13 protein-coding genes are annotated in these 16,072 nt (G+C 31.4%); all 13 read right to left on the reverse strand.

Annotation, left to right across the window (positions count from 1 at the left end; all coding sequences use genetic code 11):
* Positions 1 to 2: 2 nt before the first annotated feature.
* Positions 3 to 1,031 (reverse strand): hypothetical protein, encoded by a 1,029-nt coding sequence (locus BHU68_RS15305; RefSeq protein ID WP_069472152.1) that lies wholly within the window; start codon positions 1,029 to 1,031, stop codon positions 3 to 5.
* 5 nt (positions 1,032 to 1,036) lie between these two features.
* Complete coding sequence (locus BHU68_RS15310; protein ID WP_069472153.1) at positions 1,037 to 2,059, reverse strand: SGNH/GDSL hydrolase family protein; 1,023 nt, start codon at positions 2,057 to 2,059, stop codon at positions 1,037 to 1,039.
* Positions 2,060 to 2,074: 15 nt separating this feature from the next.
* The gene (locus tag BHU68_RS15315) at positions 2,075 to 4,207 is read right to left on the reverse strand and encodes a bi-domain-containing oxidoreductase (protein ID WP_069472154.1); all 2,133 of its coding nucleotides are present in this window, start codon (positions 4,205 to 4,207) and stop codon (positions 2,075 to 2,077) included.
* Between the two features lie 119 nt (positions 4,208 to 4,326).
* Positions 4,327 to 5,766 (reverse strand): hypothetical protein, encoded by a 1,440-nt coding sequence (locus tag BHU68_RS15320; protein WP_141698913.1) that lies wholly within the window; start codon positions 5,764 to 5,766, stop codon positions 4,327 to 4,329.
* Complete coding sequence (locus BHU68_RS15325; protein ID WP_069472156.1) at positions 5,756 to 6,862, reverse strand: glycosyltransferase family 4 protein; 1,107 nt, start codon at positions 6,860 to 6,862, stop codon at positions 5,756 to 5,758. Before BHU68_RS15325 ends, BHU68_RS15320 begins: the two co-directional genes overlap by 11 nt.
* 15 nt (positions 6,863 to 6,877) lie before the next feature.
* Positions 6,878 to 8,017 (reverse strand): glycosyltransferase family 4 protein, encoded by a 1,140-nt coding sequence (locus BHU68_RS15330; protein ID WP_069472157.1) that lies wholly within the window; start codon positions 8,015 to 8,017, stop codon positions 6,878 to 6,880.
* Positions 7,986 to 9,716, reverse strand: a complete 1,731-nt coding sequence (locus BHU68_RS15335) for an asparagine synthase-related protein (protein WP_069472158.1) — start codon at positions 9,714 to 9,716, stop codon at positions 7,986 to 7,988. Before BHU68_RS15335 ends, BHU68_RS15330 begins: the two co-directional genes overlap by 32 nt.
* 10 nt (positions 9,717 to 9,726) lie before the next feature.
* Positions 9,727 to 10,734: a glycosyltransferase family 4 protein gene (locus BHU68_RS15340; protein ID WP_069472159.1), complete on the reverse strand. Its 1,008-nt coding sequence runs from the start codon at positions 10,732 to 10,734 to the stop codon at positions 9,727 to 9,729.
* Positions 10,731 to 11,588 (reverse strand): FkbM family methyltransferase, encoded by an 858-nt coding sequence (locus BHU68_RS15345; RefSeq protein WP_069472160.1) that lies wholly within the window; start codon positions 11,586 to 11,588, stop codon positions 10,731 to 10,733. Before BHU68_RS15345 ends, BHU68_RS15340 begins: the two co-directional genes overlap by 4 nt.
* Entirely contained in the window at positions 11,585 to 12,700 is a 1,116-nt protein-coding gene (locus BHU68_RS15350; RefSeq protein WP_069472161.1) for a glycosyltransferase family 4 protein, read from the reverse strand. The genes BHU68_RS15345 and BHU68_RS15350 overlap by 4 nt, the downstream gene beginning before the upstream one ends.
* The gene (locus BHU68_RS15355; RefSeq protein ID WP_069472162.1) at positions 12,697 to 13,827 is read right to left on the reverse strand and encodes a glycosyltransferase family 4 protein; all 1,131 of its coding nucleotides are present in this window, start codon (positions 13,825 to 13,827) and stop codon (positions 12,697 to 12,699) included. Before BHU68_RS15355 ends, BHU68_RS15350 begins: the two co-directional genes overlap by 4 nt.
* A 23-nt stretch (positions 13,828 to 13,850) precedes the next feature.
* The gene (locus BHU68_RS15360; RefSeq protein WP_069472163.1) at positions 13,851 to 15,008 is read right to left on the reverse strand and encodes a glycosyltransferase family 4 protein; all 1,158 of its coding nucleotides are present in this window, start codon (positions 15,006 to 15,008) and stop codon (positions 13,851 to 13,853) included.
* Complete coding sequence (locus BHU68_RS15365) at positions 15,005 to 16,069, reverse strand: GNAT family N-acetyltransferase (RefSeq protein WP_069472164.1); 1,065 nt, start codon at positions 16,067 to 16,069, stop codon at positions 15,005 to 15,007. Before BHU68_RS15365 ends, BHU68_RS15360 begins: the two co-directional genes overlap by 4 nt.
* Positions 16,070 to 16,072: the final 3 nt, after the last annotated feature.

The following is a 16,072-nucleotide window of genomic DNA, read 5'->3' on the forward strand; positions in this document are numbered from 1 at the left end:
TATTATAAGAAAATCCGTTTGTATATATTATTCACTAATATTTGATTCTTTCGCCAATTATCTAATAATAAAATTACTATATAAAGTAGTATTGTGCTTATTAAAAGATTAACCGTATAGAAGATAATATCGTAATCACCAAGTTTTCCTAAAATAGCAGCTCCAATACGAATTAAAAACATTTGAACTATGTATGCAAACAAGGTGTATTTTCCAAATATCACTAACATATTAGTTAGCCATGACCATTTCAGTAACTTTATAATACTGATAAAGGTAGCGAACCATAATAAAGTTTCTAATATAAGCATAAACAATACCAAGAGAGTATTTTCTTGGTAGAAGATATATATATTCGACTTATATATCTGAAATAATAGGAATAGTATAATTGGAAATACGCCATTTCCAGCTTCTAAAAATTGCTCAATTTTTTGAAATACTCCTCTGGTTTTCAACCAACCTAATAACATTCCAACGGAACCAATGAATACGAATGAAAAAAGATGCTCGGAAAAATTCCATACTATGAAAGCCATCAAAGCGCAAAAAACCAGTATGCGAATTGGAGTAAGAATATATGAAATGAGAAACAAAAAGGCAGCTATATAATAAAGAACTTCAAATGCTGCAAAACTACCATTGACGTTTAAAATAAAATTTGTTGCCACATCATGAAATGATGTAATTTCTTTTAAAAGAGTGTCAATAGAGTAAGTTAAGCCAAGAACATACAATGTTAGATTGCCTAAAATAAAAATTAAAAATATTTTGAGAGCACGTACTCTTAACCTTTGTCCAACTTTATGAGAAGAACCAACTATTGACAAAGGTAAATAATGAAATCCACACAAATATCCTGAAATAAACAAAAAGGCATAATGTAAAAATTCTAGTGTTTCTGTTATATTATGTGCAATATATAAATATTGAGCAGAGATATTAAATGTGCAATGATAAAATATCATTGCTATCACTAGTGCGCCTTTAGTTAAATCAATGTTGATATTTCTTTGATTTGATTTAGGCATAATCTTTATTTCTCAATATCAAGGATATTTTCAGTAAGAATTTTCGCTATCAATTTATGTCCGGCGGCTATAGGATGACTATCAACATCATAGTATAATTTGATGCCATTTTCCTTAGCACTTATAAATTTAGAAGATGTTTCAACTATTTTAGTATGTTCATTAAGTACAAGCTGCTTTTTAGGAAAATCTGTTTGAAAGCGTTTATCAACAATGTCAAGAAGTATCAAATTGGTACCTGATTTGGTAACATTTTCTATATACTTATTAAGTAATAATTGTGTTAGCAGGCTAGCCTCTTCATTTGATTTTTTGGATTTAACATTCTCAGGAATCTGTTCTTTTAGTTGTCGCAAAATATAGCTACTAAAATAATTTCTAAAAAAAGTTAATAAATGTGAATTTTGAGATAAAAAATTATAAAAAGGTATTGCACTAATTCTATCTCTTAAATAAATACCCGGTTGAAATGTTTCCAACTTTCGTTCTAATTTAGCATCTTTTACTTCGTATAATTTAGAAACATGATTATTTTTATCATCATTTTGAAAATAAGCTAGAATTATCAAATTAGGATTATATTTTTTAGCAACATTCTCAAACTGAATAAGTTCCTCAGCTGTACCAAAACCTGAAACCCCTATATTAATAACTTCAGCATTGATACCTTTTTTTCTTAGCATATCCTCAAGCACCGCAGAAAAAGTTTCATTATCTTTGACACCATGACCAAGAGTCACTGAATCTCCTTGAACCACAATTCGATAAACTCCATCTTCAGGATTGAGACTATATTCTTTTGTAGCTCTAAATCCTTGATAATTAGTTCTATAACGATAATGATATTCATCTGTTTTATGAATAGCATCTACATTAGCAATGACTTTCCGAATACCCCAAGGGGCACTTTCAACAAATCTTGGAACAATTGCTTGTGGAGCAAATATTCTTATTGTTATTTCGCTCAAAACTATTGTAGAAACAATAACTATTAAAAATAATATAATACTAAAGAAGAATTTTTTCATAACTGATACCTTGATTTATATATTATAGCTTTTTCCGGTTTGAAAACTTTTAACAGCTAACAAACTGGCTTTAGTTGTTGCATAAATTTCATCAAATGGAATTGAATCTCCATTCAGGATAATATTTTTAAACTGTAACATTTCATCTTTAAAACCTTTATCGCATTTACGAGTTTTAAAGCTAGTTTTTTTACCACGTTCATAGAATTCTGAAATAGTAAAATCTTCCATTACTAATGATTTGCCATCTCCAAATACTTCAAAATGTTCTTTAGCTAAAGCTTTATCTCCACCAGCAGCGTAAATAATTGTTCCAATGGAACCATCAGCAAAGCTTAAAGATAAAATACTTTGATCATCTGTAATACCGGAGCTATGATGACTAATTCGTTTTGCATAAACAGAAACAGGTTTGGCACCACAAATAAATTGCATATAATCTATAAAGTGGCAAGCTTCTCCAATAATACGCCCACCTCCAATTTCTGGATCTTGAATCCAATGTTCTTCTGGAATTGCTCCAGCGTTGATTCTAAATGCCATTACTAATGGTTCTTTATGATCGGCAAAAAATGTTTGTGCTGTTTTTCCATGTGAAGAATAACGGCGATTAAATCCGACCATTATTTGCAAACTTTTATCAGCATAAGTTGCTGCTATCTTTTCTAATTCTTCTTCTGTTAAACATAGAGGTTTCTCAACAAATATATGTTTTCCAGCTTCAAGAGCTTCTAGAGTTATTTGTCCATGACTGTTATGGCGTGTACCAATTAAAACTGCGTTAATATTTTTATCTTTTAAAATATCTTTATAATCATTAGTGCAATAAGAGGCTTTGATTTTTTTTGCTAGTGCTTTACTATTAATTCCTGTTCCTGTGCAAACTGCACTTATTTGAATATCATTTAATTTTTTTAAATGTGGTAATAATCTATCTTGAATATGATTGCCAGCACCAATAAGTCCAATATTTACTAATTCTGTTTTTTGATTAGCAATAATATTTATTTTGTGTTTATCTTTATATGTGTTTATGTTATAAGATAATAATATTCCTAGATATGGTTCGGTATTCTTCATTATTAATTCATAGGCTTGTTGCGCTGATTCAATTGCATAACTATGTGATGTTAGGCTTTTGACATCTATTTTTCCTTGTTGAATTAAATTGAGAAATGCAATCATATTACGTTGTTCTGTCCAACGAACATAAGCGTAAGGGTAATCCTGTCCTTGTTCCTCATATTGAGTATCATAGCGTCCGGGGCCATAAGAGGTTGATAGACGTAACTCAAGTTCTTTTTTATAATAAGATTCTCGTGGTACATTCATACCTACTGCACCAACAATTACAACACGACCTTTTTTACGACATATTTCTCCAGCTACTTCTATAGGTGTATTATCTTTGGTGCTAGCTGTTATGATGACAGAATCAACACCATGACTTTGTGTGACACTAGTGACTACATTTTCTAATTCTTCAGCTAAAATTGTTTGATCAGCACCTAATTTTTTGGCTAATTCTAATTTTTTTGGATCAATATCTGTTGCTATTACAATGCAACCATTGGCTTTTAACATTTGTACTACTAATTGACCTAGTAAACCCAAGCCAATAACGGCAACAAACTCTCCCAATTTAGGTTCTGCTTGACGCACACCTTGTAAGGCAATTGAGCCTAATGCTACATAAGCGGCTGCTTCTGAAGATACTCCATCTGGAATTTTGACGCATAAATTTTTTGGAATGAAATTTAATTCAGCATGAGAAGCATAGTTTTGTCCGGAACATGCTACTCGATCTCCAATTGAAAAACCAGTAACATTATTACCAACTGCTTTTACGATTCCGGCACAACTATAACCCAAGGCTCCGGGTTTATCGAGTCGCCCAAAAACCATTTTCATAGTATCAGCTAAACCATCTTTTTGTACCTGAGTAATAACTTTTTTAACTAAATCAGGTCGTTCCATTGCCTTGCCAGCTAAATTTTTTTTAGCAACTGTAACAGTTGATTTTTCGGTACCAGCACTGATTAGAGAAAATTCAGTGGCGACTAATAATCCGTCTGATTGTAAGTTAGGAGCAGGTACTTCTTCGACTTGTAATTCGCCAGTACGGTAGTTTTGTACAATTTGTTTCATAGGTAAACCTCATGCTATAATAGTAGAAAATTTTTTCTTATTTTAGGATGCAAATAGTGTGCATATGAGTATTTTTTTGAATAAATGAAGAACTGGAACTTATGAATAATGGATCAGTATTATCCGTACTCCCTATTTAGTTTTTTACTATCCATTACCCCGTTCCTTATAATTAACAATGGTTTTTTCTTAGGTAAGCGAATACTTAGTATGACTTTACGTTTTGATAATATATTGTTTACTGTTGAATACTCATTCATAGACGAGGATTTGCTTCCACCCTCAGCCAGTGCCATGGAAAACCCAAGCATTGCCCACATATACCAAGCAGTTGTTGTGTACATAAGAGGACGAAATGGGAGGGCATAAACTATATACAAAGTAATTAGCATCCATGCCCATATATGTATCATGTCATGTTGTTCGCCAGTTCTGCCAATTAATGTTAATGCAAGAGTTTTCGAGAATAAACCGAATAATAGGGATAAGTAAAGAATCAGACCAATAATACCATTTCTACTTAAAACATCTAGATAATCAGAATGAGCAGCCGTACCTCTAAAATTGCCTAATATCATCTCAATTACTGTTCGATCAATAAGTGAATTTAGAGCTAGAGCCCAGTTTTTACCTCTATTGTTACCTAGTTGCTCATATTTCCCCAGTGAGACACCTTCTGTTTCTTCTACTACATCTTCCTCGCTCTCTTCAAAGACTTGCATATCTCCCTGAAACCTAGCTAACAATCTATCGTAGGTAGAACCCTGAATTAAGCCACCCATAACCACAATTACAATCAATGAAGACAGTACTATTTTGCCGGCTGCTTTTTGAACCAGTAATATATAACAAAATGTAAAAAGAACTAATTGCAACATTACTGAACGAGATAGCCCTAAAAATATTACATATACGCATATAACAATGATTGTTAAACAAAAAATATACCAAAATAACTTCTTTATAATTTTGGTCTTTTTTTCCAAGAGATGTAAAAATAACACTGTAAATATAATATTAAACAGGGCTACATTTGACATACCACCAGCATCAAAATATAGCCCTGATTCACGTAAATCGGAATTAATACTTGCTGCGCCATCTTTTATACCTCCGTATCCTAGCTTTATAGCGATAAGGTTAATAATCACCGCTATGCTTGAACCTATCATAATAGCCTTAATTAATTTATTATAATTAATATTTCTATCTAGGGTTCCGGCAAGGAATGCAACATTGTATATAATGTAGGAATCTAATATGCGAATCATAATATCCATTATTCCCATAATAGTGAATTTATAAAAAAATAATCCTATTATTACGGAAATAATATTAACAATAATGAAAATCGCAAAAATTATTGCATAAGGCGCAGTAATATCTGTATTTTTAAGATACTGAATACCAAAAAAAATTAATACAAACAGACCAGCTACATGCAAAGGAGAAATTGAAATTCCCGGCAAGCTTACTCTAAAAGTCCATGTTAAATCTATAGTTGGCTTAATTAAAAATAGTATTATTAATACAGATGTTATGATATGGTTATTTTTCACATTCAAAAATTGAATTAAAAACTAAAGAGATACGTTGTATCATCTTTTCTTCTGTAAATTTTTCTTGATAAAGTTTTAAACTTTCTAGTCCCATATTTTTTCGTAATTTATTATTACGAAGTAAGATCATTAATTTTTCTGCGATATCATCGGAATTTCGCTTTTCTACAAGAAAACCATTAATATTATTCTCTACTGATTCTGAAATCGCAGCATGATCTGTTGTAATAATTGGTAATTGGCTCGCCATTGCTTCTATGATAACCCATGGATGCCCTTCTGGTGGATAATATGTCGGGAATACAAAAATATCTGCTGTATTAAGTAAATCATACTTCTCTTTTCCACACACCATTCCAAGTAATTTAATTGGTAGATTAGGGTGTTTCAGTAGATAGGTTTCCATCTCTTTTTTGACATCTTCTTCATTCCAGTCACCGCCAAATAAAAATTCTACATTTGGAAATTTTCCATATACCTGTGGTATTGCGTAAAAAACATCAAGAACTCCCTTTGTTCTTTTCATATTTGCTAAAAATAGCACTTTTATATTTTCATTGTGTTGATCATATTTAGGGTTATAAATATCTTTACCATTAGGTACAACAAATATTTTTTCATCTGGAACTATATCTTTAAATAAATATCTTAAATTTTCACCTAGAACTATTTGTGCATCAACAAGGGAATGTACTTTTATCACATACCAATTAGTTGCAGAACTTGCTGCATTTAGCCAATTTTGGAAGTTACCACCACGAAGATGACAAACCACTTTTCTACGAAATAGCTTAGATATAATTATAAATATTGAATCTTTTAAGTAGCCTAATGTAGTTTGACTAATAGGTATATATACGAAATCAGGTTTTTTAGTAAAAATTAATTTAATTAAGTTAAAATAGAACTTTAATGGCAAATAAAGATTCCAAAAATCTACAGCTCCTAATGTTTTTAAATCTCTATGATCTGAAGTATCCAGATGAATTAAATCAAATTCATCTTTTAATTTAGAATTTAGTAGTACTTCTGTTGCTAGACTTGGTCCCATATATGGCGGTGGAAGTGGGCCAAGAAATATAATTTTTCTTTTCATTATTTAATACCTTATTTATTTACCAGCATTGCTGCATGACAATAGTGCATCAACAAAGCCCTGTGCAGAAACGTGCAGATTAACTTTTTCCTTAATAAAATTTTGAGCAGCAACTCCAATAGCTTTTGCTGGTTCTGGATGTTCTAATATCCATTTAATTCGCTCAGCAACTTTTTGTGGATCGGAGAAATCCATAGCAAATCCAGTTTTACCATCTTGAATAAGATCACTTGTAGCACCAGCGTGAATAGAGGCTATGCTAGCTACACCTGAAGCCATTGCTTCAACAAGAACAAGTCCCCAAATGTCATATTGTGAAGGAAAAAGAAAACAACATGATTGTGCTAGATAATTAGGTATATCTTGCTTCTGCTTAAATCCTTCAAATCTAACAAAATTATCTATACGTAATTGTTTTACTAAGGTTTCCAGTTTTTTTCTTTCTGGTCCATCTCCAACCAGATAGAGCATAAAATCAAGATTTTGTTTTGAAAGTATCTTTATTGCTTTAAGCAATAAATCTAAACGTTTCCCTTGGGTTAAATGACCCAAATAAAGAAGTTTATTTTTGTTTGTGTTATCACGCAAACGTTCTACTTGTTGTGCAAAAAACTTGGTATCTACTGTGTTTATTCCAAGATGAACTTTAGAAGCATCGGCACCAAGAGATACTAAATATTCTTTAGCCTTTGTTCCATAACTTATAAAGCCGCTTGCCCCTTTTACTAAAAGTTTTCGTTGCCATGTTCTATATTTTGATACCTGACGATACTTATTATTGATACCACCAGACCATATGATATATGGGGTGGGTATTATTAAATTTCGTAGCCACAATTTTGTGGTAGCTATGGAAAAAGCATTGGTGACAATGGCAACTGGCTGTTCATCCTTCAATAGTTTGTTAAGCTGAGGGTAGGTAAATATAACATTCTCATTATCCCCACTCTTAATAGTTTTACTAGGTAGAACAATATAATCAAACTCACAATCTTCCAGATTAATATTCCATTGTCTTCTACTATAACCAAGGGCACCAAATACTACTTTTAGCGCGTATCCTTCAGCTAATAATTGCTGGTTTAATTCATTAAATAACGGAATACGGTATGGGTTTGGTATGTTAGTTATCAGTAGAATGCGTGGTAATCTCATTTTGTTGTTTCCAAATGATTAAGCTAATCAATTTATCTGCTTGTACTTCTGTATTGGGCAAAAGGTTTTGTAATATTTTGTATTCGTCTGAAGCTTGTACTTTTTTTCTTTGTTCTGTAATCCAATTTTGGCTGGATTGATTTAGATAGTGGTATGCATTCTGTAAGCCAATTTTGGGTAGCATCCAATATTTAGGATCTAAATTTTTAGCTGCTGCTTTTCTTAGAATGTATTTAGTTGTATTCTTTTTAAGTTTCCATTTGGTATCTAAGCTTAAAGCTAAGGATACCATTTGATCACTCCAAAAAGCGGAAACTGGAAATTGTTGAAGTTGTGTTTGAATTTCAGAAGGTGCAGAGAAAAACATTTCTGGGCACATTAGGATAGATTGGTAGGTAAAGAATTTGCCAAATTCTTTGGTTCCAAATTTAGTTTCAAATTGTGTTCTATAATTTTTTATAGCTAAATCATATAATTTCTGTTCATATTGTTGATCATATTTTTTTAAACCTCCCATATCTCTTTCTGGGTAAGGGCATAATCCATTATTCCAATTTTGAAAGTTAATATATAATTTTTTAAATTCATTATTTGGAATATTTTTTAAAAATTGTTGAGCAATAGGTAGTAATTGTAGTTTTTTTAGAATATGATAGAGATTAATGATTTTTTTATATTGAAGCTGTCGGTTCATACCTAGAAATAGTCTATCCGCACCATCACCATCAAATAATGTGGTAACATTATCTTGTTGTGCCGCTTTTACTACAAAGCGCATGGTAGCGTTATTAAGTCCTATTGGTTCACTACTGAAAGCATTTACTTGTTCAAAATTGTTAATTATTTGTTCTGCGGTAAGAGTAAGTTTTTTAACTTCTATATTTAAATTTTTGGCTAAAAAATCTACTCTGCTAAATTCATCATAATAATCTCCATAGGCTAGATTGTAGCTAATCAGGGGTACATTGCATTGAACTATTTTTTGCGCGATATAACCAGAGTCAACACCGCCACTTATAGAAAGTCCTACAGCTTTACTATTTGCAGGTATCTGACTTTTTATGGAATCTAATAAGTAGTTGTCTATTGTGGTTGCAAGTTCTTTTTCTGTGTATTGTTGATATTTATCTGGTTGATATAAGTCAACCAAATCAAAATATGGGGATATTTTGAAGCTGTTATTTTCTATTGTTAAAGTAGAACCGGGTGGTATTTTATAGATACCCTCTAAGAGTGTTTGATTATTTGAAGTAAAGCCAAAATTGTAATAATGTAATAGCGCGTCTGTAGATATTTCAGGTAACTTATTATTTAACAGTTTTTTTAATCCACTAAGATGCGTGGCAAAATATAGTTCATTATTATGGTGATAATAAAAAAGGGGCTTGAAACCATATTTGTCAGTGGATATTTTTAAAGTTGTTCCATTAATTGCTTTTATATGAATAAAACTACCTTGAAGATTTTTTAAATCAGTCTTTGATAATTTTTGTAGTTTTTGATTAATATCAGCTTCATAATGATTGACTTTAATAGGAGTATATACGCGCCCAAATAGTATAAATTTATTTTGGCTTGTTTCATCCTTTAGTTGCAGTATTTCTTTAGAATCACCTAATTGAGATATAAAAATTTTGTTTGATGATTCTTTAAAGGAATATTTACCAAATATTACTGGATAATTGTTGTTATTTTTCATGTTGTTTATCCTATCCAAGAATTTGTTTCATAAACTGTTGCCATTCAGTATTAAAATAATCCATATCAAATTGTTGTACATATTTAAATCCATCTTTAGATAATGGTTTTTTATGTTGTAATGCTGATAGTACTGTGTCAGTTAATCCTTGAAACTGAGGTTGAATAATTTGTCGCCCTTCAGTTAAAAGTTCTTTCATGCCACCAATACCGGTTCCAATAACAGGTGTTTTGCATAACATCGCTTCATGTGCGGTACGATTCCAACCTTCCATCATAGTGGACATAGTGAGAACTAGATCACAAGATTTTAGGAGACGTAAATAGTCTTTTCTTTGCAAATCTAAATGATGTACTGGTAAGGATAGGTTATGGTCTTTTGGACCTGACATAATCAGGTTAAATTTTTCAGTACCTAATGCTTTATAAACATCTATTACACCTTTGTTGGCTTTGGCATTTCCTATATAAATAAGTTGTTTATCTGAGTTTAATTGATATTTTTCCTTAAACTCTGCTATTTCTGTCGCAGAAAATTGAAATTCTTTTAAATCAAAAGAGTTATAAATAACTTTAGTATTTTGGCAACCTAAGCTTTGTAGTCGTTGTTCCCAATATTTGGATACTGTAATTACATAGTCTAATTGTTTGAGTCGTTTTTCTAATCTACGAAAATGCCAACGATATTTGAAAGAGTTATTTTTGAGTTCATCTGCTAGATGATGAATCATGCCAATTTGAGGTGAGCTGCTATTGTTACCCCAAGTAATCGTAAAAGCATCTTTAATTATAAGATCTGCATCAGCGCGATGTCTTTTTATACGCCACAAATATGGGATTATGCTTTCTTGTTTATGTCTTACTACTGGGGAATCAATAGAAATATTAAAATCCGATTTCATTGCCATACAAGCTTGAAAGTTATAGGCATGTCCACCGGGTATCTTGTTTACCATCTTTTGATTATTAACTGATTCATATAATATGGAAGATGGAGTTTGCCAAATTATTTTTTTCATTGTGATAGATAATCGTTAAAGTTAGCAACATGACCAGAAGGATATTTCAACCAAAATCTAGCTGGTTCATAATGATTTTCTGCGTTATAAGGTTGACTAAATTTATCTTCTGCTAAATCTTTTCTGACAAAAAAGGCGTTGACTCCGTTGATGCTACATCCAACTAATACATATCCTTTTTCGTCAAATAATTTTTCAAAGGATTTTAATGATGCTCCCATATAATCGGTGCCATCCCAGAGATGCTTTGAATTATATTTCATAACCCATTTAACCGGTGGAGCAAATTTAGCATTGTATTCCATAACTATAACGCGCGGTTTAATAGAATTAATTGCTTCAAATATATGATAATCATTGCCATCTATATCAATACTTAGCAAATCAAGTTCCTTGCTTTCTGGAAATTGTGAAAGTAGATCCTCAATATTGTCTTTAGTTACATAATCTTGTATTAGTTTTAATTGTTTAGATTTTATGGGGTTTGCAAATTTATTTTTAATGAATTTAACTTGTTGGCTATCACCTTCAATCCACAATCCTTTCCATCCTTGATATAATAAATATATTGTATTGTTTTCTAGTCCGTTACCAACTCCGAATTCTACAAATGTTTTGCTTTTTGTGCCTATCCTTTGAAAAATTTCTTGAATCATTCCATCTTCATCTCCTTGTGAATAGGCTTTAAATCCATATTTTGCTAGTCGTTTGTCATCTTTATATTTTTCTGAATTTAATATTTCTTGTCTAGCTCGTAAAATTGAAACTTTATTGTTTAATTCGAGTCTATGAACTATTCTATTAATACCAATAAATCCTAGTAATTTTTCTCTAAAACGCCATGTTATATTCATGATAATATTTCCCAAAATCGTTTTTCAACTGATTCTATGCTGTGATGTTGTTGTGCGTATTGTTTAATTGTTTGTCGTTCTGTAGATGTATCGTTTGATATATATTGTATAATTGCTTGTTGTGCTTCTGGAATGGAGTCAACTATTTTTCCTAAGTTATGTTTAGTCACAACTTCATTTGGATTGATTCCAAAACTAATAACTGGTATTCCTCTTAGCCATGCTTGAACGAATGTGTTAGGAAAGCCTTCATAAGTTGAGGTTGATACTAGTATTGATGCTTGATCAAACACAGTTAAGGTTTCTTCTAATGGTAAGGCACCTTTCCATTCTAAGTTAGTTAAGTTCTCAGAAAATAATTTATCTAATCGTGCTTTATCAGGATGTGTGCCAATCATCCGAAAACGTAGATTTAGTTTAGAACATTGTTTGGCTAGTTTTATAAATATTTCTGGTCTTTTACGTGGTCCCAAATTACCAACCCAAAGAATTATAGGTGGATCAGCGCGATGGCTAGATTTGGGTTTTTCATGACCTGAATGGATGAAATTTCCTTTTAAACCAAAATTATTTAATAATAATTCATATTGATCTTGGTTTTGTACACAAGGATGTGTTACATATTTCATTCCATAATTTTTATATGTATCTCTTATAAAACTATATGATTGTGTTATTAATTTGGTAACAACATTTTTTGAACTACGTTGAAAGATTGCTTGTTGACGTTGTCTAAAGTAATTTTTAAACGGAATGCCATCATCTGTGCAAATCCAAATAAATGGTATGTTATGTAATTTGGCGTAATTTCCAATTATACCGGTATAAAGAGATGTATAACGATGAACAATAATATCTGGAGATATTTGTTTTAATGTTTTGGAATAAATATTGTGATTGAGAATATCAAAATAATACCGTTTCGGTATCCAGTGAATTTCTACGCCTTCAATTGTTTCTATTTTTTTTGATGAATTATTTAGATTTTCAGCAATATAAGTAACTTGATGACCGCTTTTGGCTAATTGTTTGGCTAATAACCAAGCTTGTACTTCAGCGCCACCAAGTCTTTGCTTATATAAATAGTTCATTGCAAAGCAGATTTTTTTCATGATTTAAAAAGTTTCAGATAGCTATCAATGGTTTCCTTGGCTGCAAATGTTTCTAAGGCAAATTGTTGACAATTTTCTTGCATTGATTCTATGTGTTCATAGTTTTCTAATAAGTTTCTTCCATTATGCAAAAATTGTTCTTCATTGCCGTGGGCGCAATATCCTAGATTATGTGTTTTTATCCAGTCATTGGGGTCAATGTTGAAACATAAGACAGGGGTACTATTTAGCCATGCTTGCACAAAGGTATTAGAAATACCTTCATTGATACTGGTATTTACAAAGAGAGAGGCTTGAGAATAATATTTTTTATTTTCCTCAAATGCTACTCTTCCTATCATTTGTAGATTTTTCAATTTAGCAGCTTGATGTAATAAGCTTTGCCAATATTTTTTATTATTGGTACCACCTGCTAGAATGAATTTCCATTCTAAATCTTGATTTTGTTCAGCAAATTTTATAAATAATTCTGGTTGTTTATTTGGAATTAAATTAGCTAACCAGAGTACTATTTTTTTCTTTTGTTGCTGTTTGGTTGTTGGTGGTAAAAAGTAGGAAGGAAGAACTATGCCCGTCTTTTTGAAATTTTTCCAAAGTTCATTTTTTTGATGGTAGGTTTGATTAATTACTTTAGTGGCTCCATGAATGCCTTTGTGAATTAGTATATCCTGTATTATCATATCAGGAAAAAGTAGTAATTTACGCCATAAGGCTTTTTGTGATTTTTTTAATTGTTTCAGTTGTTTCCAAAATTCACAGGAATTTTCGCCATTACTTCCCCAAAAAAAATTTTTTTGATTTTTTTTAGCCCATTTAGCTGCTGTATAAGTAAGAGGAGAACGTCCTCTTTGATATAAAATGTCTGGCTGTATTTTATCTAAAATTTGCTTAAAAACTTTTATATTTTGAATCCAAGAAAATAAAAAATGTCTATTTGGAATCCAAGAAATATTAATTCCATTTATGATTTCATTCTTTCTTGTATAAGCATTGCTTAAAGTAATATAGTGTACCTCTAATCCTGCTTTTTTGAAGGCTAATGCTAAGTTGTACATTTGCACTTGAGAGCCATTAATGCCTGTTGATTTGTCAGATAAAAATGATTCGGCTAAAAAAGCTATTTTCATGGTAATTCAATTCATCCGGTTAATTAAATTAGTGAGAGATACATATTCCTTAATTGTTTAGCTATGTTATCCCATGTTAAATGTGATACTGAGTTTCTAATGTTATTTCTTTGTGTTTCTAGTTGTTGTTTTTGTGTAGATATTATTTGCAACATTTCTGCCAAATATTCTGGTGTTTCTTGTTGTAAAGTAAATCCTGTTTTGCCTTCTGTGATTGCATCTCTTATTCCATGTTTTTTACCCACTAGCACTGGAGTCCCTGTTGATAAAGCGTCTAGTGCGCTTAGCCCAAAGGATTCTATGTAAGATACTGATACGTATAAATTTGAGTTGCGATATAAGTTAATTAGTTCTGGATATGGTGGGTTGTTTATAGTTAATTGTTTTGGTATTGAGCCTGTTAGTATGATATTTTGTTCTAAATGGTATGTTTGTACCATTTTAGATAAATCAGCTTTTGGTCCAACACAAATACATTTTATTTGTGGATTTTTATCTTTTATTAATGCTATTGCTTTGAAAAGTAGTTCCATTCTCTTAATCGGGCGGTTGCGCCCAACTGTGAGTAACACAAAGTCGCTTGGTGTCAGATTATAGCGGCTTCGTATATCTTCAAAAGGAATGGCTCCAATTTCTTCATGTTGAATACCATTGGGTATGACGCTAATTTTTTCTTTTGCTCCACCTCGTGCTAATATCATTTGTTTATTTATATTGCTTATTGCAATGATTTTGTCAGCATGTTGAATGACATTATTTATTTTGGAGGCAATTTCAGGCTTGAGGCTGGCTCCATAATTAATTTCTGGCACTACTTGAACGTCTGATCCATGTGATTGTACTATTACTGGTAAGTTAAATTTTTTGCCTATTTCTATGGCTGTAGCTCCGCCACCATGAAACATTAGTCCATGTAAAATATTAATTTTTTCTTTTTTTATCATTTTTTCAATGTTTTTCCAATTGAGTATGGGTGTTAGTATTGAAAAAGATTTACTTCTGTAAACTTTATAAGGGTAATGATAGTTTTGTGGAATTTCTGGCATAGTGCTGCACGAAATTGCTGCACTTACATCTGGTAATTTATTTAAAGATTGAGCAAGATTGTGAGATGCAATTTCCATTCCCCCTAAACGGGGGAAGTGGTTTTCAGTTATAATACCTACACGTATTGTTTTCATAGTATTTTTTCTAAAGATGAGATCATTTTTCCGTAGAAATGATTATGATTCTTTATCGTAAATCTATAATTGCCTCTAAATTGTTTTGTCCATTTTAATTTATAGTCTGTTTCTCCACGCATAAAATTAAATTCTTTTAGTTTTCTGTTGTAACAATCTTGTAAAACATGAAAAAGAAGTAGCCTAGATGGGTAGAAATTGGCATAGTCTGGATGAAAAGCACTATTCCAACAGTATGAAACATTATCTTGTTCAAAGTGAAGGTAATAGGCTATATAGGTTTCTTCATATTTTAACCAATATGAACGAAATCTACCTTGGTTATGTTCAATAATGCTTTTTAGGAATTTGTTAAAGTTTTGTTTATTATAAATGCTATCGCGATTGAAATCATTTTGGCGTTTTATGTGCATTGTTGATGCTGTGCTAATAATTTTTTCTGGCTGCCAATTAGGGTTTATTACAACTTCCCATGTTCCTGCTTTATTGATTCTATTTTTGGCAAGACTGAGGCTTCTACGCACAAATTTTTTACTTGTTTCTAACCAAATATCTTGCCAATCTCTCTCAAGATTGATGTAATAATATTTACCTTTATGCTCGTTATATGTTTTTATATTTTTGTTAAGCCAAGTCTGAAGTGTGTTTATAACAGGATTGCCTTCAATTAAGTCATCAAGTATTAATAATTCCCATCTCAACTTTCCTGAAAATAGCCATTTTAAAGCGGCTGTTGTTACTGTGGCTAGATCTTTTTCTGCTGCTAGTATTGTTGAAAAGTCGGTAAAAGTATAACCTAGAAATTTTATGCGTCGGTAAGGTAGAATTCCTCTTCGCTTTTCATCTCTATACATTAATGGAATGATACCTTTGACACTGTTATTTTCTTTAACTAATAGTAGAAACGGTTTCCAGTCTTCACGTTGGTATTTACTCCAAGCTAACATATATTGAAAATCATATTGAAATTTTGGAGATGGTGATTGTTCTAATAAGGAATTCCAAATGGAGGAAACCTTATCAGGTAGTGTTGAGAAAAATATTGGTTCAACTGTCATCATAAT

Origin of the sequence: Candidatus Marithrix sp. Canyon 246 (assembly GCF_001723685.1) — a bacterium.
Classification (GTDB): domain Bacteria; phylum Pseudomonadota; class Gammaproteobacteria; order Beggiatoales; family Beggiatoaceae; genus Marithrix.